Below are 26,096 nucleotides of genomic sequence, written 5' to 3'. Positions count from 1 at the left end.
AATTCACCCTTTCTTTTGAATAATAATTTTATAACTTCCATCATCTTGTTGTGTGGTTTTATGAACAAATCCTCTTTCTTCTAGTTCAGCATATAAAAACATAGGCTGCCGATCATTGATGGCAATAATCTCCTCATTAATATTTTGTTTTTCAAGCGCTTCAAGGATTCTCATCATCGGCTGAGGAGGTTCTAATCCACGATTATCTAATATCATATTCATTCACCAGCTTTCGAAAAAATGATTTTCCAATGTTTATCTTCTATTTGTTCTACTTGATGTATAAAACCTTTCCCTTTCATCACCTTAAGTAAAGGAACAGGTTTAAAAGTAGCATGCAGAATAAATAAATCACCTGAACCTACACTTTTAATGGCCTCCATGATTTTTTTGAAAGGGTCTAATTTATTATTTAAGTCGACTCTAACATCAAGTTCAATAATATTCTTACCTTCTTGATTCATGTTTTCACTCATTACAAATCATCCTCCTTGAATCATAAAAAATGGTTATATCCTAATGATAATCATTTTTATTACATGAAAAAGTGATCTGAATCACAGCTAATTCACCTCAATACAAAATAAAGAAAACTCGCCGATTGGCGAGCCTCCAAGACGATATTTTAAAAATCCAACAGAATTCATTTGGTTATTTTTAAAATAGCTCCTCTTTAAGTTTTTCAACATGAATCAAGAAACCTTGTTCGTTTTCCTTTAACATGTTGTTTTTTTTGAATTGGTTTAAAGTTCTATTGATGGTTTCTCTAGTAGAACCGATCATGTTAGCCAATTCACGATTTGTAAATTGAGTTGTGAGTTGTACGAAACCACCTTCAGCGATTACTCCGTGTTTTTTTCCTAATCGTATGAGTAACAAAATGATTTGTTCATATGTATTATGTAAAATCTTTTCTTCCAACTGATTTTGCAAGTCAATGATTTTTTCTCCCATAACCCTAAATAGCTTTATGCTTACATCAGGGTATTGAAGTAGCATTTTTTCAAAATCTTTAATGGATATGACAAATAAATTTGCATCTTCAATTATTTCTGCATGTGCAGGAAAAGTACCTTGCCTAAAAAAACCTACATGAGGAAACATTTCTCCATTTTGAAGTATGGATACGATTTGTTCTTTTCCATTTAGATCGGTTTTATAAATCTTTAACTTTCCACTATGAATAAAAAATACTCGATCAAGTGGATCTCCTTGCATGAATACTAACATTCGCTGTCTATATTTTCTAAGTTGTGTAATGTTTACAATGGCATCGAGCTCTTCATCAGAGAGTTCTCTAAATAATGGTATTTGATGCAAAAAAGATTTGATTACCTCTACATTCATTTAATAATTGCTCCTTACTTCATTTCATAAATCTTATTCCTTTAATATAAAGCAATGATTTTTCTAAGTAAAATAAATTTCTGATGTTAACTGTAAAATCAAGTAGTTTGATAAATTTTTGAATAATGTACCTGATTTTTTGGCTTACATGAGAAATATACAAATTAATTCTGAAAAATACACTGTACAAAAAATCGGAATATTCATGTAAAATAAAATAATATATACAAGTGGGGGAGGAAATAGGAATGGAAGCGTTTACGAATGAAGAGTTTTCTGTTACAAAATCGTTGAAGGGAAATTTGGAAAGTTGTATTTTGGGCAAATCAGAGGAAATTGAACTATTACTCACTGTGTTATTAGCTGAAGGACATGTGTTGCTTGAGGATGTCCCCGGTACAGGGAAAACGGTATTAATTAAATCATTAGCTAAATCAATTGATGGACAGTTCCATCGAATTCAGTGTAACCCAGATTTATTACCAACAGATATTACTGGCGTTTCCATTTATCACCCAAAAGACGATTCATTTGTTTTTCGACCAGGTCCTGTAATAACAAATATTTTACTCATTGATGAAATTAATAGAGCGACTACGAAAACACAAGCCGCATTATTAGAAGCAATGGAGGAAAAAAGTGTTACTGTAGATGGTGTTAGCCATGAATTGCCGAAACCCTTTATGATGCTAGCCACACAAAACCCAATAGATTTTGCAGGTACATATCTGCTGCCTGAAGCGCAGTTAGATCGTTTTATGATGAAGTTTAGTTTGGGGTATCCAGATGAAGTAACTGAATTAAACATGGTAAATGCATATAGTCAAAATAATCCATTGTTAGATTTAAAGCCAGTCACTGATATGGAAATGATTTTAAACATTCAAGAGAAGGTAAAACATGTTCATATTGATCAGGCAGTGTCTCAATATGCCATTGCAATTGTAAGAAATACTCGTCAACACAAATCAATCTTATTAGGGGCAAGTCCAAGAGCTACACTAGCTTTGATTCATGCAGCAAAATCGTTAGCTTTTCTAAAAGAAAGAGATTATGTAATACCAGATGATATTAAACAATTAACGCCATATGTATTAAACCATAGAATGATACTACAATCGGATGTACGTATGGAAGGAAATACGGTTGAATCTGTACTGGAAACTATTATGGAACAAGTTACCGTACCCGTTAAATTACGAATGGAGTAATCAATATGGCAAATTATTCGTCTAAGTATGCAGCTATATCTCCTAATCAAAAGTTAAGATATTGGATCATTTACACGATCATGTTTAGTAGTTTATTATTTGTGATATTTCAAGGCGGTAAATTAGCCTATATGATTTTTATTATTGTTGTTATTTTAGGAGCCTATATACTTTCAGGAAAATGGAGCGGCATAGAATATGTGAAGGGTAATAGAGATTTAATGAATCAAAAAGGAGGTAATATACCTGGAGGTAGTTCAATCCATGTTCAATTAAATTTTGATTTTCCTGGCTTTTGGCCCATTCCTTATGTCATTATTAGAGATCAATTAGTTAGAAAAAATGGAGAAAGCTCTGTTTATGAATCTACAATTATCCCAGATTGGAAGAGAAAGGGGGAATTACAATATGTCATCCCTTCATTAAAAAGAGGTTTCTATCAATTTTCTAGCACAACATGTTCAACAGAGGATATTTTTGGAATTATAGAACATCAAGGTCAAATTAAAATGAGCCATTTCTTTAAAGTACTTCCCAGAATCATTGACTTGCCTCGTTGGCAATTCATTGACGATGTCATGAAAGGTACTCAAAATTCCTCCATGATTACTTTATCATCTAGAGGAACTTCCCAAATTAATGGAGTGAGAGAATATGTATACGGGGATCGAATTTCAAGAATACATTGGAATGCTACTGCTAAAACAGGGGCTTTAAAATCGAAAGATTTTGAACGTGAATCACTTCCACGAATAATGATTATTCTAGACTGTGATCAAGGGGTTTATGATGATTCGAAACATTTTGAAACCGCAGTATCCGTTGCGGCATCTTTCCTGAAATATGGAAATAAAAATCATAAAATTGCACAAGGATATATTTCTTTTGGGAGCAAACCAACCTACTTTGAACCAGCACAAGGAGAAGCCCATTACGAAAATATATTAAACCATTTAATAGAAGTAGAACGAGAAGGGCATTACAGTTTACTGGAAATGATGAAAAAACATAAACGGTTTTTCTCAGAAGGTACATTGTGTCTTATTATAAGCCCGCGTAAGAATAATGACATCATTGAGACATTAAATTGGATAAAACATTCAGATATGAACAGCTGTCATATCTGTGTCACTGATCCATTTTATTCTGAGTCAAGTTTCCCTTGGTTTAAGACAATCCAATCTAAAGGTTTTTATGGTATAGAAATAAAACATTTAGAGGATCTTCCAAGTAAACTAGGGGGTGAGACTTAATTATGAAATTCTTAAAACATCCTCAACTTTTTAAAAAATTAAATTTAATTTTATGGGGCATTTTTCTTTTTCAATATATTGAGTGGATTTCAGTATATTGGTGGGAGGAAACGAGCACCGTTGTTTCTTACTCCTTTTTGATAGTCATAGTTATTGAGGTATTGATGAATAAGTTGTTATATAAGCGATTACTACAAGTTGCTGGGGTCTTATCTATTCATTATTTCGTTCTTGGTATTCAAACCATAGAACATACAGAGGGGATAGTGGTATCGTTATTTCAATTTTTATTTGTAAATATCCTCAACCTCCATCCATATATTTGGTTTAGTTTTGTTGTAGGTTTCATATATTTCATATTAATTTTATGGGCAACCAATTTGAAGAGAATCGGTTTGTTGATCATGATCACGATCATTGTGTTTTGTTCATTAGATTCATTCACAGTTCATACTTTGTGGGATCAAGTAGCTTTTATCATTTTTAGTGGATTATTACTATTAATTATTAATCATTATAATCACTTTAAATCAAAACACCCTAAAAGCTGGTCTGAAATTATGGATTATCCTGAATCATTTGTGACTCCAATTATTGTATTTGTTTCGGTGACGATTATAATGGGTACGATGGCACCTAGCTTTGGTCCTTTACTAACAGACCCCTATACTGCATGGAAAAATGCTAGACAAGCTGCTGCCATGGGTGAAGGGGAAGGACTCATTTTAGAGGATATTACTGATTCAACTTCAGGTTATGCTCGTAATAATGAAAGATTAGGATTCGGATTTGAATTCGACTACTCTTCTGTCATGGAAGTTGAAAGCGCGCAAAGAAGTTATTGGAGAGGTGAGACAAGATCTTTTTATAACGGATTGGGATGGGAATCCAATGAATTAGAAAATGCGACTAAAAGATTAGTAGGTAGTTCAGATCATTATTTATCAGGTTCAGATGAATTTAATACTTCTAAATTAAAAACGAAAGAAGTAGAACAAAGTATTAAGATGTTAAACAAAGAAATTTATCCTGTTTTGTTTGGTGCAGTATCTATCAATAAACTCTTGTCCGTTAACAAAGAGCAAATTGAAAACATATCTGATGCTGTTATGTGGGATTCTAATCAACAATCCTTATATTGGAATAGGATTGAATATCCGAACAGTTATACGATTGTTTCTGATGTCCCTGTGATTGAACCGAATAAATTAAAAGAAGCCTCTACAATGATTAAATCAGAAGTCGTAATGAATGCGTACCTTCAGTTACCAGGTACATTACCAGAAAGAGTGAAGGATATAGCATTACAAATTACCGCTAATGAAGATAATGATTATGATAAAGTAAAACAAATTGAGACCTATCTCTCTGAAACGTTCCCATACAACAACAAGCCAGATTTAACAAAAGGGCAAAGTGAAGATTTTGTAGATCGTTTTCTTTTTGAAATACAAGAGGGTTATTGTGATTATTATTCAACTGCAATGGTTGTCATGACACGTTCACTTGGTATACCTGCACGTTGGGTGAAAGGATATACTCCAGGTGAAGAAAATTCCGAGGAATTTGATTCTTTTATCATGGAACAGTTGAGACAACGAGATAATTTAGATGAATTTAAGTTAGGTTATACTGTTCGTAATTCTAATGCGCATTCTTGGGTTGAAGTGTATTTTGATGGTTATGGGTGGATACCTTTCGAACCAACTGCAGGCTTTATAATCCCAGAGGTTTATATATCTGATGGAAACTCAATAACAAAATCTAATGTAGATATTATTTCAGAAGATAACCAAGTTTCAGATTCAGGATTTAAGGTAAGCGAATTAGGGATATATACTATAGGTATGATTGCGTCTTCCATTATTCTGCTCTTTATAATAGTGAACAAATTCAAAGTGATTCTACTTTACTTTAAAAAAGTGATTAACAGGACATTTAGAAGAAAAACGAATGATAAAGTGATTATTGAGTTTGAGAGATTTTTAAAGTTTGCATACAAAAAAGGCTTTGGTAAGAAAGAGCATGAAACCATTAGAGAATTGATAAATAGATGGAAATCCAATTATTATTGGTTAGAAAAAGATTTTAATGAATTAATTCTTATTTTTGAACGTGCAAAATATAGTTCACTCATCATAGATGCAGATGAAGCGAACAGGGCTTCAAAAATTATACGTCGATTAAGGAAAGGGTTTTTTAAATAATAGTTGAAGGGCGCTTACTCAAGTGCCCTTCAGCTTTTTTTTGCAACAAAAAGGACATATATGGTATAGTTTCCGTATGAAATTAATTGAGGTGACAGGATTTGATCAAAAAATTTGTACCCTATTTACATGTGAATTCAATTTATGAGATTGATATAGATGCTTTAAAAAAAGCAGGTATTAAAGGAATTATTACTGATTTAGACAATACGCTTGTTGGCGCAAAAGTACCACTAGCCACACCTGAATTAATTCGATGGTTAAAGCAGTTGGAAGAAATTGGTTTTAAAGTAGTTATAGTTTCCAATAATAATCATGCAAGGGTATCTAAATTTGCTGATCCTTTAAATATACCTTTTTTACCAAACGCCAGAAAACCAGCTAATTTAGCTTTTAAAAAAGCACTTCAATTAATGAGCTTAAAGGCATCTGAAACTGTGGTTATTGGTGATCAGTTACTGACTGATGTGTATGGGGGGAATCGATTTGGTTTGAATACTATTTTAGTGAAGCCAGTTTCAATTGGTGAGGATTCTTTTTTTACAAGAATTAACCGAAGAATAGAACGAATCATTCTTTCCAAGTTAAAAAAGAAAGGTCTAATGCCTTGGGAGGATTAAATTGTGGATAAAATAAACATAGATACAGATCAGCTCGAATATTGTTCAGGTTGCGGTGTTAAATTGCAAACGAATGATTCGAACAAAATTGGATATGTTCCAAAAGAAAATGCAACGATATGTCAACGTTGTTATAAAATCAAACATTACAATGAGATTTCCTCTATTGCTCTAGAGGAAGATGATTTTTTAAAGATTCTAAGCCATGTAGGACAAACAAAGAGTTTAGTTTTAAATATTGTTGATGTATTTGATTTTGAAGGAAGTTTAATTACTGGATTGAAACGTTTTGTTGGTTCAAATCCTACGGTTATGGTAGTCAATAAAGTAGATTTACTACCTAGAAATATGAATTTGAATAAAGTGATGAATTGGGTAAAAAAACAAGCGAAAGAATATGGTTTAAACGTTGTTGATGTCGTCTTGTGCAGCGCTAAAAAAAATATAGGTTTTCAAGATGTATTAGATGTTTTAAGTAAGTATAGAAAAGGCAGAGACATTTATGTTGTAGGAGCAACAAATGTTGGAAAATCCACTCTGATAAATCGACTCATCAGTGATTTTAGTGATTTAGATGAAGAATTAACGACATCCAGATATCCAGGTACTACTTTAGATTTAGTAAAGATTCCTTTGGAAGATGGAAAAAATATTGTTGATACACCGGGGATTGTTTATACTTCACGAATGACTGAAATTATTTCAAAACACGATTTACAAAAAATAACACCAGAACAATCTTTAAAACCAAGAGTATATCAATTAAATGAAAGACAAACATTATTTTTTGGAGCACTTGCAAGGTTTGATTTTGTTCAAGGTGAACGTCAATCTTTTACATGTTTTATTTCAAATTCTGTGTATGTCCATCGAACGAAGTTGGATAAAGCAGATGAAGTATATGAAAATCAAAAAGGTGAAATGTTATCTCCACCTGGAATTAAAGAGCTAAAATCTCTTCCTTCCTTTACAAAACATGCATTTCGTATTCCAAAGAACAAGAGATTGGATGTATTGATATCTGGGTTAGGATGGATCAAATGCAACGGAGAAACTGGTGCAGAAGTGGTGATACATTCCCCTAAGGGTGTGAAAGTCGTTTTACGTGAATCCATGTTATAAGTACTAGATTTTTATTCGGTTCCAAGCATACGATATTATAGAAGGTATCAATAACAGGGTTTAAACTGACTATTATTTTTGGAACCCTGTTTTAGTCTTTTATCTATGGGGGAGGTAATAAGATGCAATTTCATTCAAAAATAAATACAAACACAAAAGTGTATGGTGTCATTGGAGATCCAATTAAACATTCCAAGTCTCCTACTATGTTGAATCGTGCTTTTCAGGAGATGAATATAAATGCTATTTATGGAGCATTCCATGTAGAAGTGGGAATGTTAAAAGAAGCGATAGAAGGATTTAGAGCTTTTAAGCTTGGAGGACTTAGCGTTACTATTCCACATAAAGTAGAAGTAATGTCTTACCTTGATGAGATTGATGAAGGTGCCAAAGTGATTGGGGCTGTTAATACAGTCGTGAATGATCATGGCAAGTTGAAAGGATATAATACTGATGGAATTGGATATGTAAGATCTTTGAAAGAAGAAACACAGCTCGACCTAAAGGGAAAAAGGATTCTAATTTTAGGTGCAGGTGGTGCAGCTAGGGGAGTTGCTTATGCATTAGCTGGGGAAAATCCAGATCATATTTGGATTGCCAATCGTACTGAGGAAAAAGCAACAGAACTTGCGGAATCAATGCAATCATTCGTGAAGGCAACAGGTATGGCTCTCTCAGACATTGCAAAAATAAATAAAGAGGTTGATTTAGTCATCAACACGACCTCCGTAGGGATGCATCCACAGATTGAATATAGTCCGATTCCTTCATTATTTATTAATGAAAACATGGTTTTTAGTGACTTGATTTATAACCCAAGAAAAACCAAACTTCTTTCCTTAGCAGAAGAAAAGGGCTGTCTAATTCACAGTGGTTTAGGTATGTTTATATATCAAGGAGCGTATGCTTTTGAATATTGGACAGGTAAACCTGCACCGATTGAAGCCATGAAACAAGCAGTTGAATATTACCCAAAAACATTTTAATATATAACAAAAAACAAAAACAAAAATTAAATACTATCCATTGAATAGAGGTTAAACAATGTTAACAGGAAAACAGAAAAGATATCTTCGATCATTAGCACATAATCTAACACCTATTTTTCAAGTTGGAAAAGGTGGAGTCAATGATCACTTAATACGACATATCAATGAAGCAATAGAAGGTAGAGAACTAATGAAAATAAGTGTATTGAGTAATAACTTAGATGATCGAAAAGAAATTGGAGAGAAAATTGCCAAATCTTCCAAATCCGAATTGGTACAAGTGATTGGGAATGTGATTGTGTTGTATAAGGAATCAGAGGACAACAAAACCATAGAGCTTCCATAACAATACCCAAAAAAGTGAAGTAAAGTGATGTAGCTTAGTCCTATAGAAATGATTTAAGAAGACATTTGATGGAGGATTAGAATGAAAGTAGGGATTTTGGGAGGTACTTTTGATCCCATTCATATTGGCCATATGATAGTTGCTGAGAGGGCTAGAATTGAAATGGATCTGCAAGAGGTTTGGTTTTTACCTTCTTCTATCCCTCCTCACAAAAATAATACTCCTATTGCAACTCCTAAACAAAGATGGGAAATGGTATGTGAGGCAGTTCAAACAAACAAATTTTTTTTGGGGAAAGATCTGGAGTTAACAAGAGAAGGCGTGTCATATACGATAGATACGGTAAAAATTTTAAAAAAGAAATATCCTCAACATGAATTTTTCTTCATTATAGGAGGAGATATGATACAGTATTTACCGAAGTGGTTTCAAATTGATGAGTTGATCCAACTTATTTCTTTTATAGGGCTCCAAAGACCTGGAACTGAAATAAAATGGGAGCTAATAAATGAACAAATGAAGCAAAAGATCAATATGGTAACAATGCCTTTGATAGACATTTCATCTAGTAATATAAGGGATCTTTCCGCTCAAAACAAATCAATACGATATCTCGTTCATGATAAAGTATATGATTTTATTAAGGAGCATAAATTATATGAAACGAGATAAACTTATTCAAGCTGTACAACAGCAGATGCCTGAAAGGCGCTGGCTTCATACATTAGGTGTGATGGAAACCTCTGTTGCTTTGGCAAACGAATATGGGGCTGATCCTGTTAAAGCAGATTTGGCAGCTTTGTTGCATGATTATTGTAAGTATTGGTCAATAGAACGACAAAAAGAATGGGTTATAAAGGAACATCTGCCGGTTGAATTATTACAATATGATAAACAGTTATGGCATGGTCCTGTTGCTGCGGAATTAGTACAACAAGAGTTTTCGATTAATGATGAAGATGTGATCAATGCTATTCGTTACCACACTTCTGGCAGAACGAACATGTCAATGCTTGAAAAGATAGTATGTTTAGCAGACTACATGGAGCCAGGGAGAGATTTTCCTGGGGTGGATCAAATTCGAGAATTATCTAAGCAAAGTTTAGAAAAAGCTCTTATCGCAGGGTTTGACTCTACAATCCGTTTTTTAATATCCAAAGGAAAAAAGATTTTTCCTTTAACCATTGAATCACGCAACTTTTTAATTGATGAAATGAAAAATATGAAGGAGGAATAGAATGAGTTTAAATTCAGAAGAAATTTTAACTATCGTTAATAATGCAATTGAGGAAAAGAAGGGGCATAACATCACATCTTTAGATATAAAGGAAATTTCATTGATCGCAGATTATTTTGTTATTTGTCATGGAAATTCCGAGCCACAAGTTAAAGCTATTGCTGAAGAAGTGAAAAAAAACGTTGAAAAAAGCAACGGAAGTATTAAAAGAATAGAAGGTTATGATACCGCTAGGTGGGTGCTCATAGATATAGGAGATGTGATTGTACATGTTTTTCATCGTGAAGATCGTGAGTACTATAACATTGAACGTTTATGGTCTGATGCAAAAGTGGTAGAGAATGTATGAAATTAGAAGCGGGCACGTATGTGCAATTAGAAGTCGAAAAAGAAGTTGAACCAAACGGATATTATTTAACAAATGGTTCTGAAAATGTACTGCTGCATTACAGCGAAGTTGAAGGTCAAATTCAAATTGGTGATTACATAGAAGTGTTTTTATTCCATGATACTCATGACCGTTTAGCTTCTACGATGAAACGTCCTTTAATCAGTTTGGGTGAATTAGCATTATTAGAAGTGGCAGATATTCATCCGCGTATGGGATGTTTTTTGGAGATGGGATTAGGCAGGCAATTATTGCTGCCGATAAGGGAATTACCAGAGGAACAAGAACTAAGACCTGTTGTTGGTGATCGTGTATTTGTTGTTTTAGAGCAAGATAAACAGGGCAGAATGCTTGCTAAACTTGCTGGTGAAAGAGAATTTGAGACATATGTTTTTGCAGCTCCCTCTACGTGGAAAAATCAATGGTTTGATGCGAGAGTATATAAAACTTTAAAAATGGGAACTTTTGTACTTGTGGATGGTGGTGTATTAGGGTTTGGAGCCATCGGGATGATACACTCTACAGAAAGAACAAAAAAACTTAGAGTTGGTGAAGAAGTGAAAGTAAGAGTAACTTTTGTCCGTGAAGATGGACGAGTTAATCTTTCACTAAGGTTAAGTAAGGAAAAAGGCAGAGATGAGGATGCAACGATCCTGCTTCATTTTTTAAAGGACCGTCCAAACGCTGCAATGCCTTATTCAGATAAAACCCCGCCAGATATTATATTACAAAAGTTTAATATGAGTAAAGCAGCATTTAAACGGGCAATAGGAAAACTAATGAAAGAAGATTTAATCAGACAAGATGAAAATTGGACCTATTTAAAAGAAAAACAAACGAAAGATGAATAGTATTTTTACTGAAAACAAATACATGTAATGTGTTTTTTTAAATGTTATCTCTTTCTGTTTTCTGTTTGAGGAGAGTTTATATGTCTTATGAAGGATTTGCTAATTATTATGATGCATTAATGGAGGACATGCCTTATCCTCAGTGGATTGATTTTGCCGAGAATTGTTGGGGTAAAGAAGAGAAACCAAAAACAATTGTAGATTTAGGCTGTGGTACGGGTAACATTTCTATCCCTTTAGCAGAAAAAGGATTTCAAGTATATGGAATAGATCGTTCTTCAGAAATGCTTACGATTGCTACTCAAAAGGAAGTAAACCATTCGCATGTTATAAAACAAAACGGGGGTTCTATAACTTGGCTCGAACAGGATATGAAAGACCTGGAATTACCGTCATCTGTAGATTGCATCATTTCTTTTTGCGACTGTTACAATTATATCACTGACGAGGCTCATATTGTTCAGTCTTTTAAAAAGGTATATGAATATCTTAAGTCTAAGGGTTTGTTTATTTTTGATATGTTAACAGAATTTCAATTTCAATTTTATTCAGATGAACAGCCTTTTACTTATAATGAAGAAAATCTATCGTATATTTGGACATGCGCTTATGATAACGAGCATCATGAAATTGAACATGATTTAACGATTTTTGCACAACAAAGTGATTCAAACTATTTGAAAATCAATGAAATCCATACTCAACGTGCTTATCCTATAGAATGGATTAAAAGTCAATTAAGTCATGTAGGGTTTATAAATATTAGCACTTTTGGGGATTTTGAATTTGAATCACCTAATGATGTAACAAACCGTGTTTTTTTCGTTGCACAGAAGTCCTCAGAGTAAAGTTAAAGAACTTGACATGGGTAGGATAAATTTATATAATCGAAGAAAATTTGCGAAATCATTGGCATAGATTAGGAGTAGTAGTTTTTGTTCCATTTTTCAGAGAGTCGGTGTTGGGTGTGAGCCGATAGATGGTAAAAAACGAACTTACCTATGAGCTAGATCGTTTCCCGCGTTAAGGGTTGAAGTGAGCAGAAAACGGAAGTGGACTGCTAATTAGGGTGGTACCACGGGAATTAACCTCTCGTCCCTAGCATTAGCTAAGGATGGAGGTTTTTTTAAATGGAAGAATCGTTTAACTTTCCATTTATATTGGTTAAGGGCCCCGCAAAAGTAATAGGACTTCACTACAGGCTTCACTTCACTTTTGTGGGTTGTTTATCGTAAAGGAGGATTTTAAAATGTCACAATCATCAAATGAACAAGGATATAACCCTCAAGCTTTTGAGCCAAAATGGCAAAAATATTGGGAAGAGAATAAGACATTTAGTGTAGAAAATAATGATGCAAAAGAGAAATTTTTTGCTTTAGATATGTTCCCCTATCCCTCTGGAGCTGGTTTACATGTAGGACATCCAGAAGGAATGACAGCAACGGACATCATATCTCGTTACAAAAGAATGAAAGGCTTTGATGTGCTTCATCCAATGGGTTGGGATGCTTTTGGACTTCCCGCGGAACAGCATGCAATAAATACAGGTGAACATCCAAAAGAATTTACGGTTAAAAACATTAACAATTTCCGTAGACAAATTAAATCATTAGGATTTTCATATGATTGGGATCGTGAGATTAGTACAACGGATGAGGATTATTATAAATGGACACAATGGATTTTCCTTCAGTTATATAAAAAAGGTTTAGCATATGTTGATGAAATTTCGGTTAACTGGTGCCCAGCTTTAGGCACGGTACTTGCTAATGAAGAAGTAATTGATGGATTAAGCGAGCGAGGAAATCATCCTGTCATTCGTAAACCGATGCGTCAATGGGTGTTGAAGATCACCGAGTATGCGGAAAGACTATTAGAAGACTTAGAAGACTTAGATTGGTCAGAAAGTATCAAAGATATGCAGCGCAATTGGATTGGAAAATCTGTTGGAGCTGAAGTTTATTTTGATATTCATGGTTTTGAAGAAGAAAAGTTAACGGTATTCACTACGAGACCAGATACATTGTTTGGTGCTACCTATTGTGTGCTTTCTCCTGAGCATCCTTTTGTAGATAAAATTACCACCCCTGATCAGAAAGTAAGCGTAAAACAATATCAAGATATGGCAGCGCGTAAAAGTGATTTAGAAAGAACGGATTTGGCTAAAGAAAAAACAGGTGTATTTACAGGTGCTTATGCTTTGAATCCAGTAAATGGAGCAAAAGTTCCGATTTGGATTTCTGATTATGTATTAATTAGTTATGGAACAGGGGCCATTATGGCGGTGCCAGGACATGATCAGCGTGATTGGGAATTTGCTAAACAATTTGACATTGAGATCGTAGAAGTCATTCAAGGTGGAGAGTTGTCAAAAGAAGCTTATACAGGTGATGGGGAACATGTAAATTCCGATTTCTTAAATGGTTTAAAAAATACGGAAGCTATTTCAAGTATGATAGATTGGCTATCTGAACATGATAAAGGTCAAAGTAAAACCACGTATCGTTTAAGAGATTGGTTATTTAGTCGTCAACGTTACTGGGGAGAGCCAATTCCAATTCTACATTTAGAAGATGGAACGATGAAAGCAGTTCCTGAGGATCAGTTACCGTTGTTATTACCTGATGTAGAACAGATTCAACCATCAGGAACTGGCGAGTCTCCTTTGGCAACTGTGGAAGAATGGGTGAATACGATTGATCCTGAAACAGGTCAAAAAGCTCGAAGAGAAACGAACACTATGCCACAATGGGCAGGAAGTTGTTGGTATTATTTACGGTATATAGATCCAAACAATGAAAATGAGTTATGTTCTAAGCATTTACAAGAAAAATGGCTTCCTGTAGATCTTTATATTGGTGGAGCAGAACATGCTGTCCTTCACTTGTTGTATGCTAGATTCTGGCATAAAGTATTGTATGATATCGGAGTAGTATCTACAAAAGAACCATTCCATAAATTAGTGAATCAAGGTATGATTTTAGGACCTAACAATGAAAAAATGAGTAAATCTAGAGGTAACGTTATTAACCCGGATGAAATTGTGAATGAATATGGAGCAGATACATTAAGAATGTATGAAATGTTCATGGGTCCATTAGAAGCTACAAAACCTTGGAATACAAACGGAGTAGACGGAATTTATAAATTTTTAAATCGAGTCTGGCGTTTATTTATAGCAGATAATGGGGTGTTGAACGACAAGATCGTGGAGGGTTCTGGAGCTGACTCTTTTAAAAAGGTTTGGCATAGAACCGTTAAAAAAGTTACTGAGGATTACGAAGGTCTTCGTTTTAACACTGCGATTAGTCAAATGATGATTTTTGTAAATGAAGCATATAAAACGGATGAACTTCCAAAAGAAGCGATGACTCATTTTGTTCAAATGTTAGCCCCTATCGCACCTCATATTTCTGAAGAGTTGTGGCAGCGTTTAGGAAATGAAGATACGATTACGTTTGTAACTTGGCCTTCTTATGATGAAAAATGGATTGTTGATGATGAAGTAGAAATTGTAGTACAAATTAAAGGGAAAATTATTGATCGTATCCATGTACCTAAAGATTTAGATAAAAACTCTTTAGAGAAAATAGTTTTAGAACTTGATAAAGTAAAAACAGCAACAACCGGTAAAACAATAAGAAAGGTTATTGCTGTTCCAGGGAAATTAGTGAATATTGTTGTTTAAAACAAATTAATTTTTGCTTGAATCATAAAACATGGACTCTATTTTGCTGAGATCCTCATCATATTTTGCATGTGTTGTTTTGATAAGTTGATTAAAAACTCCATTTAACTCACTTGACATCATCTTTAAGCCCTCAGCGGTAATTCCTCCGGGAACACTAACACGTTCTATTAATGTTTCTGGAGTGAACCCCCCTGTGGTTAATAACTTTCCAGTTCCCAATACCATTTCACTCGCTAACCGTGTTGCTTCTTCTTTTGGAATTCCAGTTTCCTCCACTGCAGCTTCTACAAAATTTTGAATGAAAAAGGCTAAAAAGGCTGGACCACAGCTTGAGATATCAGATGTAACCCTTGTAAATTGTTCAGATATTTGTAGTGGTTCACTAATTGTTTTTAATAATCTTTCCAGTGTTTGTTTATCTTCTTCTGTTATTTTATTTCCATACATACACAAAGAGGCTCCACTGTGCTCATGATTTGTAATGCTTGGAATAATTTTTGCAATTTTGCAAGGGAGCTGATCTTCAAGATGTTTTATTAAAATTGGACTAGTAATAGAAACAATGATTTGAGAAGGTAATAATACATTTTTAATTTCATCTATTACATTTTTAAATTCTAAAGGTTTTACACAAATAAATATAATATCACTTTCTAAAGCTACCTCAATATTTGATGGATAAATACGGAGCTCAGGGTATTTTTCTTTAAGTTTCTTCGTTTTGTCCTTTGTTCGATTGCTTGCTGAAATTTGCTCTGATTTTAAGGCTTCGGATTGGATGAAAGCCTCTATTAATATACTTCCCATACTGCCAGTTCCAATGAATCCTAAATTCATCACGAAACCCTCCTAAATATGATTCAATTCAATTACACAAATAGCCAAATTAATATGCTACCATTATGTATATGTTCGTGCATCAATAAACATGAGGGTTTTTTGCTTTAAAGTAAAAGAGTATTGAAAAGTGAGTACATTTAGCTTTTGATGGTATAACGATTTACCAACTATCTTAGGCATCATCACTTTCACAATCGACATTATTTTTCAAAATATTGAAAAAAGTTACAAAAAAATATAGACTGTACATTACTGATATGGTATATTTTTCAAAATGAAAAATAAATTCTAGTAATTTGAATTGTATTGGTAGGTGATACTTATGAGTTTAAGGAAATTAAAAGAAATTCGTTCTATATTATGGATCATACTTATATTATGTATTGTCTTCTTTCTTTTACTTGAGAAGTTTATATTACAAGTTGATCAGGTTAATGAATTAGAAAACGTTACTGATCAGGTGGAAGATGTACTATTACTAAATGATGATAGTACTAATCAAGGAACAAATGAAATAAAAGATCGAATGGAAAATGTTGTAGAAAAACCACTAGACCCAAATAAAGAACCAATCGGTTCCCCCACAAAAATCAATGTTAACCAAGCCAGTGTTCAACAACTAATGATCCTTCCAAATATAGGGGAAGTAAAAGCTCAAGCCATTGTTGATTATCGAGAAGAGCATGGGAGGTTTCTCACTAGAAATGAACTGATGAATGTGAAAGGAATTGGAGAGAAAACGCTTGAAAAACTGAATGGGTTAATCACATTCTAGTTGTTTTATATCTTTCACATTAAACTACCATTTATTGCAACTTACTCTGCCCACATTTTTATTAATGTATATTAACTCATTGTGATTGAGAATATAATTTTGGAAAATGAGGAGGAGCAATATAATGTCTGAAGAACGTAAGTTAGGTTTAGAAACGTTATCCGTACATGCAGGTCAAGAGGTTGATCCAACAACGATGTCACGCGCACTTCCAATTTATCAAACGACTTCGTATGGATTTAAAGACACAGAACATGCTGCGGATTTGTTTGCTTTAAAGGAATTCGGGAATGTATACACTCGATTAATGAATCCAACTTCAGATTCGTTTGAGAAAAGAGTAGCGGCTTTAGAAGGTGCACCTGCGGCTTTGGCAACGGCTTCTGGATCATCAGCTATAACGTATTCCATTTTAAATATTGCTGGTGCTGGGGATGAGATTGTGTCTGCATCAAGTTTATATGGTGGTACTTTTAATTTGTTTTCTGTAAGTTTACCTAGAATTGGTATTCATGTGAAATTTGTAGACCCGAACGATCCTGAGAATTTTCGTAAAGCAATTACTAGTAAAACAAAGGCTTTGTTTGCAGAATCTATAGGGAATCCTAAAGGCGATGTATTAGATATCGAAGCTGTAGCTAAAATAGCACACGAAAACAGCATTCCTCTCATTGTTGACAATACTATACCGAGCCCTTATTTGTTACGTCCAATCGAGCATGGTGCAGATATTGTTGTACATTCAGCGACGAAATTTATTGGAGGTCATGGTACTTCAATTGGGGGAGTTATTGTAGACGGAGGCACATTTGATTGGATAGGAAGTGGGAAATTCCCTGAATTAACTGAACCAGATCCAAGTTATAATGGGGTGGTATATACAGAGGCTGTAGGACCAATTGCATATATCATTAAAGCTCGTGTTCAATTGTTGCGTGATATGGGAGCTGCTATTTCACCATTCAATTCCTTTTTACTTATGCAAGGTTTAGAAACGCTTCATTTGAGAATGGAAAAACACAGTGAAAACGCACTTAAAATGGCTCAATATTTAGAGGGCCATGAATTTGTTGATAGTGTTAGTTACGCAGGGCTGGAAAGTCATCCTTCATATCAATTAGCAAAGAAGTATTTACCGAACGGACAGGGAGCAGTGATGACTTTTGAAGTAAAAGGCGGATTGGATGCAGGGAAAAAAGTCATCAATTCTGTGGACATATTTTCACATCTAGCTAATATTGGAGATAGTAAATCACTCATTATCCATCCTGCTAGTACAACACATGCTCAATTACAAGGGGATGATTTATTATCTGCAGGAGTAACATCTGGAATGATTCGTTTATCTATAGGAACAGAATCCATAGATGATCTGATTTATGATTTGGATCAAGCGTTAAAAGCAAACCAGCAATAAGTAAAAACACCGTATGAACAGGATATGATTGGAAAAATTAACTATGTATTTGTTTTTGTATTTGCTATAATATCTTATATCAATTGGATAAAATTACGAGCAGGTATAGAAAGAATGATTCGCATAACAAAGGAGCATCTACATGAATAAAAACAAACGCAAAGATTGGGACACCTACTTTTTAGACATTGCTTATATGGCTGCTACAAGATCACAATGCCCACGAAGAAGAGTAGGGGCTGTTCTTGTACAAGGGAAGAAACTGCTAGGTTCAGCATATAATGGTGCACCTATGGGAGTTCCAGACTGTTTAGAAGCAGGTTGTATGATCGCTGAAGAATATGAACTGCAAAATGTAGATGGAAAAAATGAGATGGTAAAAAAACAAAGATGTATTCGTACGATTCATGCTGAGCAAAATTTATTACTATTTACAGACCGCAAGGACCGCGAAGGGTCAACGGTTTATGTAACAGACCAACCATGTTGGACTTGTGCTAATATGCTTGCGAATTCAGGGGTTTCTGAAATTGTTTATCATCGTCCGTATATAAAAGATTCAGATAAAGTGAATGATCTTATGAATGATAGAGGAATTGTGTTTAGAACAATTGAGCAATATCAGCCTCCTGAAGGTGTTATTGATGAAATAAAAGAATAATACCATTTTTTATAGTTAAATAATATTTATTACGAGGAAGAACCTCTTCGAAAATTTCGAAGGGGTTTTTTGTTTGAAAAATAAAATTATTTTTTCATTATCTTTTTACATAAGGTAGGTTATGTCAATGAAAAACCCCATATTATGTTTTGTGATTACATGGATTATAGGAGCAACAATCGTATTTTCGAACCAATCAAAATCTATGTTGTTTTGTATACTAGTACTTTGCGTAGTATTCATTTTTTTCCTATGGAAAGTAGGGCGAACATATAAATTATTTTCAATTTGTACGTTGATACTTCTTTGCTCAATTATTTATCATCATTGGTACGATACAAAGAATGATTCAAGCATAGATCCGAATTGGGCAGAATCAGAGGTGAAGGTTCATGGCACGATTCATTCCACAATAAAAATCGATGGTGACCAAGTCAGCTTTGATATCAAAACGGACCAGCTAAATGAAAAGTTGAAAGTATTTATCAAACTGAACACAATTGATGAAAAAAATACTGTGAAAATGTGGGGGAGAGGAGATTCTATTGTTTTGATCGGGGTACTTAAAGAACCTTCTGTAGCAAGAAACTTTGGTGCATTTGATTATAGGAAGTACTTATATTATCAACACATTCATTGGATTTTGTCAGCTAAAGGTTTGGATAATGTTCAGGTGACTCCAGTTTCGTTTCAATTCACTTTAAGTTACTTTTTGAGTTGGACTGATAAAATAAGAGATTTTTTAGCCAATCAAAGTACATTGATATTTTCAGAATCACATCAGGGATTTATGTTAAGTTTGTTATTAGGATTACGGAATGAATTTGACCCAGTTGAATTTGAACAGTTTTCTCAGATTGGATTAACGCATATATTAGCGATTTCTGGTCTTCATGTAGCTGTTTTTTTGACTTGCTGTATGTACGTGTTAAAACTATTAGGGTTTACAAAAGAAAAACAAATTTATTGTTGTATGTGTATTATTCCATTTTATATCCTTATTACAGGAGCAGCACCATCGGTAGTTAGAGCTGGTCTTATGGCCATGTTTGGGTTGTATGCACTTAAAAAAGGACGTAGTAAAGATGTTTTGAATTTTGTTGGATTTGCTGTACTCATCATGTTGATATGGAATCCTTATTATTTGGTCAATGTGAGCTTTCAACTTTCAGTGATCGTAACATTATTACTAATTTTACTTGTCCCAATGATTAGTAAATTAATCCCCATTTCTTCAACTCTTTTAAATGGAACATTGTCAGTGACTATCACTGCGCAGCTTGCCTCATTTCCGTTAACGATTTTTTATTTTAATCAATTTTCTCTTCTATCTTGGTTAGCAAATCTCCTTTTAGTACCTATCGTTAGTATTATCATTTTACCTCTCGGATTAGCAGCTTTAATTTTAAGTTTAATTTATACAAAAATAGGTTTATTGATCACTTATGTAATTGAAATATGTATTGATATTTTATTTTGGTTTGTTCACAGTATGAATACGTATTCAAAATTCAATACCATCTGGGCTTCCCCAACAATTGAATTTATCTTTTTATACTACATTGTGTTATGGATGAGTGTTTGGACATTGCATATAACTATTCGAAAAGATAAATTCCTTCCTGAAGTAGTTCAAGATCGTTGGACAGTTTTTATTAAGAAATATAAAATAGCTATTTATTTTAATATCATGTTCCTTCTCCTCGGTTTATTTTTTTATTTTCCAAATTTTTATGACAAAACTGGTTTAGTGCGATTTATTGATGTAGGTCAAGGTGACAGTATTGTAATTCAGACTCCAAATAAAAAGGTGATCTTAGTTGATGGAGGCGGTACATTTTCATTTACTAAGTCTGACAATGAATGGAGAATTCGTAAAGATCCGTATGAAGTTGGTAAGGATGTTGTGGTTCCGATATTAAAAAAACAAGGGGTACATGAAATTGATTATTTAATCATGTCTCATTTAGATATTGATCATATAGGTGGGTTAATTGCTACTATTGAAAAAATACCTGTGAATCATATCATTTTTAACGGTACATTAAAAAATAATGAAACTGTTCAACAAATTTTTAATCTAGCTTATGAAAAAAGAATACCTCTTTATAAAGTAGAAGCTGGAGAATTTTTAAAGTTGGATAAATATACGACCATTCATTTTTTACATCCTCCTGAAGTAGAGGAAGTTTATCTTGAAAAGGAACAAAACGAACAATCTATCGTTTTTCTGTTGAAAATATATCAAACAAAACTTTTATTTACTGGGGACATAGATCAGGTTACAGAAAGAGCAATTTTAAACCGTATGAATCCGTACCAAACAGAAGTAGATATTTTAAAAGTGGCACACCATGGGAGTAAATCGTCATCATCAACAGAATGGCTGAATTATTGGCAGCCAAAAGCTGCGATGATTTCGGTAGGAAATAATAATTTGTATGGGCATCCACATCATGATGTATTGATGAATCTAGAAAATTACAACCTTGATATTTATCGTACAGATAAGCAGGGTGAAATCCAGATCGAAATTGATGATAGAGGTTGGGATGTGACCACAAAGTTGAAATATTGAGCGTTTTATAAAAATGTAAATAAACAATACTATACTCAACATGATTCTGATATATTTGTAATAGGATTACTATAGAAAATAGAATGTTTATACTTTGCATTGACCGTTGGTAATAAAATGTATAAAATATTTCACTGCAACATATTTGATCTTTTTATCGTCAATATAGTTGTAAGAGAGGGGGCCCATTTGTGGTAGAGCCAGAAATAATTAAAAATGCTCAAAATGGGGATCGGGAAGCTTTAATACAAGTATTAAGAGAAATTGAAACCCACATATATCGCACCGCTTTTTATATATTAGGCAATGAACATGATGCGATGGATGCAGCGCAAGAATCACTTATTAAAATTTATTCTAAAATTCATTTATACGAAGAAAAAGCATTATTTAAAACTTGGATACAAAGAATCGTTACAAATGTTTGTATTGATAAGTTTCGCAAGAAAAAAACGAATGTCTCTATTGAAGAGCACGAAATAGTGATTAAAGGTGATGATAATGTGGAGAAAGAAATTTTATCTGCATATGTGGCAAAAGATATTGAAGAAGCGATTGCTAAATTACCTGAACATCATCGTATGGTTGTTGTTTTAAGGTATTTGCAGGATTTTTCTTACAACGAGATCTCTATCTCACTTGATTTACCTTTGAACACTGTGAAATCGTATTTATTTAGAGCTAGGCAACAACTGCAGAAATTACTCCATGAATATCAGAAAGGTGGTGTACAAGGATGAAATGTCAAGAGGTGATACAACTTATGCAAAGAGACCTTGATGGTGATTTAAATAAAGAAGAACATCAGCAAATGATCGACCATATCAGCGATTGTCATTCTTGTACAGAGATGTTTGAACGATTAAAAAATGTTTCGATTGAATTAGAACAGTTACCGCAAGTAACACCACCAGTAAGTATAGTAGATCAAATATTACCTCAATTAGAGGAAATTGATCAGGCAAATATAATTGAAACACAAGTACATGATACGGGTGAAACAGAAGAAACATTAACTACGAATATCAAAAAAACGACATTTACAACTTTGTTCAAAAAAGCAAAACCTATTGCTTTTCTTGGAGCTTCTGCTGCGGCTGTAATATTGATCGTTTTTACAGCTTTAAACTCAGGAGATAACCTTATAATGAACGACATGGCGGTAGAACAATCTGCTCCGGAAAGCATCGCAGAAAACAGAGCACTTTCTGAAGAATCTACAATTTTAGATGAGGATAGGTTTGATGCTGATGCAGCTGAAATACCAATACCAAAAATGGATTATGATGATCAAGCAGCACTGAAAATTGAGAGTGAAGAACCTAATGAAAGTACTGAATCACGATCAGGAGAAGTAGGGGAATCAGGATCTGAAGAAGAAGTGAAAATTCCAGTACTTGAAGAAGATACGACGTTATCAATGACATTTTCAGAAGACTTAATTGCTGAAGGAACGGTATCACCAGATGGTCAGTACGTTATAAACACTCGAGTTATAGAGGAAGGAGGAAGTGAGCTTATTGTACAGAAAGTAGATAATCAAGAAATATTATTTACTTTAAAGATTGAGGATAACTTATCCATTACAAAAATAGAGTGGTTAGAGGATAGTCAGTTTATCCTGTTAGAGACTTTCGACGGTGAAAAGAAATATTCTGAACAAATCGATATTTTTAATCCAATGCAACCTTCTTAGTATTGAAAACATAACTTTTTGAACACTTATCCAAAATTTTTAAGAATGTATTCACACTTTTTGCGTAAAATGTATATAGTATATTATTCATTAGTCAACAACGCGAAATTAACCGCGTTGCTGACCACTCCGGTAATACGTTTCTAGGGCTTATTACCGAGTGTTTATATAGATTTTTTGAGGAAGAGATCACTTTAAAATCCATTGGTTTTGAAGTGATCTCTTTGTTATACTATTCTTGGCAGATTAGTTGATTAACAAAGAGTAGATGAGGGATATTATGGAATATAAGGAAGCAGTAAAACAAATAAAACAAAAAAAAATTTTACCTATATATTTATGTTATGGTACAGAAAAATTTTTAATGAACGAATTTATTCAATTTTTAACGAATGAATTTATTGATCCTGTACATAAGGATTTCGCATTAATTCACTTTGATTTAACTGAAACAAGTATTGACCAAGTTGTTGAAGATGTTGAAACCCTTCCGTTTATGGTACCTAATAAATTAGTCATTGCTAAAAACGCAAGTTTTTTGACAGGAACAAGGGATAAATCTAAGATCGAACATCAGATTGAGAAGTTAGAAAAATACATTAACTCACCAGTAGATTATTCTGTATTAGTTCTTTATGTCAATGCTGAGAAATTAGACGAAAGAAAAAAAATAGTGAAGTTATTAAAAAAACAAAATTACATTATTTCATTCCCTTCTTTAAAGCCAAATGAATTATCAAAATGGGTACAAAATAGAGTGAAAAAAAATGGGAGCTACATTTCACAGCAGGCTATTGAAACTTTTATTTTATATGCGGGTACGAATTTACAAACTTTGGATGGAGAGATTGAAAAGTGTTGTTTATTCGCAGGAGTGGATCAAGAAATTACCAGTGAGATGATTCAACAGTTAGTTGTACGCAGTACTGAACAAAACATTTTTATATTAGTTGATGAAATTGTAAAGAAAAAACTTGATAAGGCTCTAACTATTTTTTATACTCTTTTAAAACAAAAAGAAGAGCCGATTAAAATTGTTTCACTTATTGCTAGGCAATTTCGCATTATTTTACAGGTGAAGGAATTATCCAGTAAAGGTTATTCACAATACCAAGTCTCATCGCAATTAAGTATCCATCCCTACGCTGTTAAAATTGCTGATGGGCAAGGTAAACTATATCAAGAAGAGCATCTTGTAGACATATTAGACAAGCTAGCTGAATTAGATTTTCAGATGAAAAGTGGACAAGTTGATAAAGTGTTAGGTGTTGAGAAGTTTTTATTTCAGGTTAATATGTAAGATATCCTCATACTAAAAAACCCGTCATGGAATGGCGGGTTTTATTTTCATAATTTAACCACAAGAGGTACTCGAATCAAATAATTGAACCTTTCACTCTATGAGGATTAAAGAGCATTAACTTTTTTAGTTAAGCGAGATTTTTTTCTAGAAGCAGCATTTTTATGGATTAATCCTTTGGAAGCCGCTTTATCAAGCTTTTTAATAGCGTCAGTTAGTGCTGCTTTTGCACTTTCTGCATTTTGATCATCAATTGCTGTATCAACAGTTTTGATCGCAGTACGTAGTGCAGATTTTCTAGAAGCATTAATTAAACGACGTTTTTCACTAGTTTTTACTCTCTTAATAGCAGATTTGATATTAGGCATGTAGTTCACCTCCTAAAGACCTTGGTGTTACATAAGAAACCGTTCAAAGGTATTCCTAATGACAACTTTAAATATTCTATCATGCAGGTTATAAAATTGCAATACTTGTCATGATGTATAACGAAACAAAATCAATGACAAAATAAGATGGACGTTTTTTTGTACTTCAAAACAGTTTTGGAAGGAGTTAAGTTATGGATACATATTCAGAACGTATTGACCTTGCACTAGAAGCTACCGAATTAGCATCCAATCGTATGGGGGGGCAAATTCCAGGTGTACATACAGAAACTAGATCAGATGAGGGGGTTACTATCACCAAAATTAAAGTTTTAGATGAGGAAGGTTCTAGAGCTATTGGAAAAATGAAAGGTCATTATATTACGATTGAAGTTCCTGGTTTAAGAAAAAAGGATTCTGAACTGCAAAACCAAGTGGCAACAAAACTTGCTAAAGAGTTTGAACAGCTGTTAAAGGACATTAAAATAGAACCAAATGCAAAAATATTAGTTGTAGGTTTAGGGAATTGGAATGTAACTCCAGATGCTCTAGGTCCTATTGTTGTTGAAAATGTGATGGTGACAAGACATTTTTTTGAATTAATGCCGAATCAAGTTCAGGAAGGATATCGAGAAGTAAGTGCAGTAGCACCAGGTGTATTAGGTATAACTGGAATCGAAACAAGTGAAATTGTCCACGGGATCGTTGAAAAATCTAAACCTGACGTAGTAGTAGCCATTGATGCTTTAGCTTCTATGGCCTTAGATCGTGTAAATACAACGATACAAATTGCTGATACAGGTATTCATCCTGGTTCTGGGATTGGGAACAAGAGAAAAGGACTAAATAAAGAAACGTTAGGTGTACCCTGTATTGCAATAGGAGTTCCAACGGTTGTGTATGCTTCCACTATTGTAAATAATAGTATTCAAATGGCGATTAATCATTTTAAAAAACAAACGGACAATACAGAATTTATTTTTGGAGCTTTGGATAAAATGACGGATCAAGAACGATTAAATTTAGTAAGAGAAGTTCTAAATCCCATGGGACATGATTTACTAGTTACACCGAAGGAAATAGATGAATTTATTGAGGATATTGCAAATATTATTGCTAATGGCTTAAATGCATCTCTTCATGAGGCAGTGGATACAGATAATGTAGCAGCATACACACATTAATGATTATAGGAGATA

At 33.6% G+C, this 26,096-nt stretch carries 26 protein-coding genes and 1 other annotated feature; of the genes, 21 read left to right on the top strand and 5 right to left on the bottom strand.

Annotation, left to right across the window (positions count from 1 at the left end; all coding sequences use genetic code 11):
- Positions 1 to 3: 3 nt before the first annotated feature.
- The 3 genes from EPK97_RS03275 to EPK97_RS03265 form a co-directional block, all read right to left on the bottom strand.
- Entirely contained in the window at positions 4 to 216 is a 213-nt protein-coding gene (locus EPK97_RS03275; RefSeq protein ID WP_162035155.1) for a DUF2249 domain-containing protein, read from the bottom strand.
- Positions 217 to 218: 2 nt separating this feature from the next.
- On the bottom strand, positions 219 to 476 hold the full coding sequence (locus tag EPK97_RS03270; protein ID WP_240903669.1) for a DUF2249 domain-containing protein: 258 nt from the start codon (positions 474 to 476) through the stop codon (positions 219 to 221).
- 181 nt (positions 477 to 657) lie between these two features.
- Positions 658 to 1,347: a Crp/Fnr family transcriptional regulator gene (locus EPK97_RS03265; RefSeq protein ID WP_162035154.1), complete on the bottom strand. Its 690-nt coding sequence runs from the start codon at positions 1,345 to 1,347 to the stop codon at positions 658 to 660.
- Positions 1,348 to 1,595: 248 nt separating this feature from the next.
- On the opposite strand from EPK97_RS03265, the gene EPK97_RS03260 reads away from it, so the two are divergent.
- The 13 genes from EPK97_RS03260 to leuS all read left to right on the top strand — a co-directional run bounded on the left by EPK97_RS03260 (position 1,596) and on the right by leuS (position 15,259).
- Positions 1,596 to 2,558: an AAA family ATPase gene (locus EPK97_RS03260; RefSeq protein ID WP_162035153.1), complete on the top strand. Its 963-nt coding sequence runs from the start codon at positions 1,596 to 1,598 to the stop codon at positions 2,556 to 2,558.
- A 5-nt stretch (positions 2,559 to 2,563) separates the two neighbouring features.
- The gene (locus EPK97_RS03255) at positions 2,564 to 3,811 is read left to right on the top strand and encodes a DUF58 domain-containing protein (protein WP_162035152.1); all 1,248 of its coding nucleotides are present in this window, start codon (positions 2,564 to 2,566) and stop codon (positions 3,809 to 3,811) included.
- Positions 3,812 to 3,813: 2 nt separating this feature from the next.
- Positions 3,814 to 6,018, top strand: coding sequence for a transglutaminase TgpA family protein (locus EPK97_RS03250; RefSeq protein ID WP_162035151.1), 2,205 nt, complete (start codon positions 3,814 to 3,816; stop codon positions 6,016 to 6,018).
- 101 nt (positions 6,019 to 6,119) lie between these two features.
- Positions 6,120 to 6,638 (top strand): YqeG family HAD IIIA-type phosphatase, encoded by a 519-nt coding sequence (locus EPK97_RS03245; RefSeq protein WP_170295434.1) that lies wholly within the window; start codon positions 6,120 to 6,122, stop codon positions 6,636 to 6,638.
- A 12-nt stretch (positions 6,639 to 6,650) separates the two neighbouring features.
- Positions 6,651 to 7,760 (top strand): ribosome biogenesis GTPase YqeH, encoded by a 1,110-nt coding sequence (yqeH, locus tag EPK97_RS03240; protein WP_338075654.1) that lies wholly within the window; start codon positions 6,651 to 6,653, stop codon positions 7,758 to 7,760.
- Between the two features lie 122 nt (positions 7,761 to 7,882).
- Positions 7,883 to 8,746, top strand: a complete 864-nt coding sequence (gene aroE, locus EPK97_RS03235; protein WP_162035150.1) for a shikimate dehydrogenase — start codon at positions 7,883 to 7,885, stop codon at positions 8,744 to 8,746.
- Between the two features lie 58 nt (positions 8,747 to 8,804).
- Entirely contained in the window at positions 8,805 to 9,095 is a 291-nt protein-coding gene (yhbY, locus tag EPK97_RS03230; protein ID WP_162035149.1) for a ribosome assembly RNA-binding protein YhbY, read from the top strand.
- A gap of 81 nt (positions 9,096 to 9,176) precedes the next feature.
- Positions 9,177 to 9,767 carry a nicotinate-nucleotide adenylyltransferase gene (locus EPK97_RS03225; RefSeq protein WP_162035148.1) on the top strand — a complete coding sequence of 197 codons (591 nt, stop codon included), beginning with the start codon at positions 9,177 to 9,179 and terminating at the stop codon, positions 9,765 to 9,767.
- Entirely contained in the window at positions 9,754 to 10,332 is a 579-nt protein-coding gene (gene yqeK, locus EPK97_RS03220; protein WP_162035147.1) for a bis(5'-nucleosyl)-tetraphosphatase (symmetrical) YqeK, read from the top strand. Before EPK97_RS03225 ends, yqeK begins: the two co-directional genes overlap by 14 nt.
- Before the next feature lies 1 nt (position 10,333).
- Positions 10,334 to 10,681: a ribosome silencing factor gene (gene rsfS, locus EPK97_RS03215; RefSeq protein ID WP_162035146.1), complete on the top strand. Its 348-nt coding sequence runs from the start codon at positions 10,334 to 10,336 to the stop codon at positions 10,679 to 10,681.
- Positions 10,678 to 11,571, top strand: coding sequence for a CvfB family protein (locus tag EPK97_RS03210; RefSeq protein WP_162035145.1), 894 nt, complete (start codon positions 10,678 to 10,680; stop codon positions 11,569 to 11,571). Before rsfS ends, EPK97_RS03210 begins: the two co-directional genes overlap by 4 nt.
- Before the next feature lie 80 nt (positions 11,572 to 11,651).
- Positions 11,652 to 12,419: a class I SAM-dependent DNA methyltransferase gene (locus EPK97_RS03205; RefSeq protein WP_162035144.1), complete on the top strand. Its 768-nt coding sequence runs from the start codon at positions 11,652 to 11,654 to the stop codon at positions 12,417 to 12,419.
- Positions 12,420 to 12,477: 58 nt separating this feature from the next.
- Positions 12,478 to 12,674 (top strand) — a binding site (T-box leader).
- A 146-nt stretch (positions 12,675 to 12,820) separates the two neighbouring features.
- Positions 12,821 to 15,259, top strand: a complete 2,439-nt coding sequence (gene leuS / locus EPK97_RS03200; protein WP_162035143.1) for a leucine--tRNA ligase — start codon at positions 12,821 to 12,823, stop codon at positions 15,257 to 15,259.
- A 6-nt stretch (positions 15,260 to 15,265) separates the two neighbouring features.
- On the opposite strand, the gene comER is transcribed toward leuS, so the two are convergent.
- Positions 15,266 to 16,099 (bottom strand): late competence protein ComER, encoded by an 834-nt coding sequence (gene comER, locus EPK97_RS03195; protein WP_162035142.1) that lies wholly within the window; start codon positions 16,097 to 16,099, stop codon positions 15,266 to 15,268.
- A gap of 325 nt (positions 16,100 to 16,424) precedes the next feature.
- Here comER and EPK97_RS22320 point away from each other — a divergent pair, with 325 nt between their 5' ends.
- From EPK97_RS22320 to holA, 7 genes are all read left to right on the top strand, one after another.
- Positions 16,425 to 16,877 carry a helix-hairpin-helix domain-containing protein gene (locus tag EPK97_RS22320; RefSeq protein WP_162035141.1) on the top strand — a complete coding sequence of 151 codons (453 nt, stop codon included), beginning with the start codon at positions 16,425 to 16,427 and terminating at the stop codon, positions 16,875 to 16,877.
- Between the two features lie 124 nt (positions 16,878 to 17,001).
- On the top strand, positions 17,002 to 18,294 hold the full coding sequence (locus tag EPK97_RS03185) for a homocysteine synthase (RefSeq protein WP_162035140.1): 1,293 nt from the start codon (positions 17,002 to 17,004) through the stop codon (positions 18,292 to 18,294).
- A 142-nt stretch (positions 18,295 to 18,436) separates the two neighbouring features.
- Complete coding sequence (locus tag EPK97_RS03180) at positions 18,437 to 18,955, top strand: deoxycytidylate deaminase (RefSeq protein ID WP_162035139.1); 519 nt, start codon at positions 18,437 to 18,439, stop codon at positions 18,953 to 18,955.
- Positions 18,956 to 19,082: 127 nt separating this feature from the next.
- A complete protein-coding gene (locus EPK97_RS03175; protein WP_162035138.1) occupies positions 19,083 to 21,533 on the top strand; it encodes a DNA internalization-related competence protein ComEC/Rec2 in 2,451 nt (816 codons plus the stop codon).
- Between the two features lie 191 nt (positions 21,534 to 21,724).
- A complete protein-coding gene (locus EPK97_RS03170) occupies positions 21,725 to 22,273 on the top strand; it encodes a sigma-70 family RNA polymerase sigma factor (protein ID WP_162035137.1) in 549 nt (182 codons plus the stop codon).
- Positions 22,270 to 23,229 (top strand): anti-sigma factor family protein, encoded by a 960-nt coding sequence (locus EPK97_RS03165; RefSeq protein ID WP_162035136.1) that lies wholly within the window; start codon positions 22,270 to 22,272, stop codon positions 23,227 to 23,229. The genes EPK97_RS03170 and EPK97_RS03165 overlap by 4 nt, the downstream gene beginning before the upstream one ends.
- 280 nt (positions 23,230 to 23,509) lie before the next feature.
- On the top strand, positions 23,510 to 24,529 hold the full coding sequence (gene holA / locus EPK97_RS03160) for a DNA polymerase III subunit delta (RefSeq protein WP_162035135.1): 1,020 nt from the start codon (positions 23,510 to 23,512) through the stop codon (positions 24,527 to 24,529).
- Positions 24,530 to 24,636: 107 nt separating this feature from the next.
- On the opposite strand, the gene rpsT is transcribed toward holA, so the two are convergent.
- A complete protein-coding gene (rpsT, locus tag EPK97_RS03155; RefSeq protein WP_162035134.1) occupies positions 24,637 to 24,897 on the bottom strand; it encodes a 30S ribosomal protein S20 in 261 nt (86 codons plus the stop codon).
- 194 nt (positions 24,898 to 25,091) lie between these two features.
- Between rpsT and gpr the strand changes: the two genes are divergently transcribed.
- Complete coding sequence (gpr, locus tag EPK97_RS03150) at positions 25,092 to 26,081, top strand: GPR endopeptidase (protein ID WP_162035133.1); 990 nt, start codon at positions 25,092 to 25,094, stop codon at positions 26,079 to 26,081.
- Positions 26,082 to 26,096 lie beyond the last annotated feature (15 nt).

This window comes from Chengkuizengella sediminis (assembly GCF_010078385.1).
Lineage (GTDB): Bacteria > Bacillota > Bacilli > Paenibacillales > KCTC-33759 > Chengkuizengella > Chengkuizengella sediminis.
The sequence above is the reverse complement of the archived record's forward strand: the minus strand, read 5'-3'. Positions and strand labels throughout refer to the sequence as shown.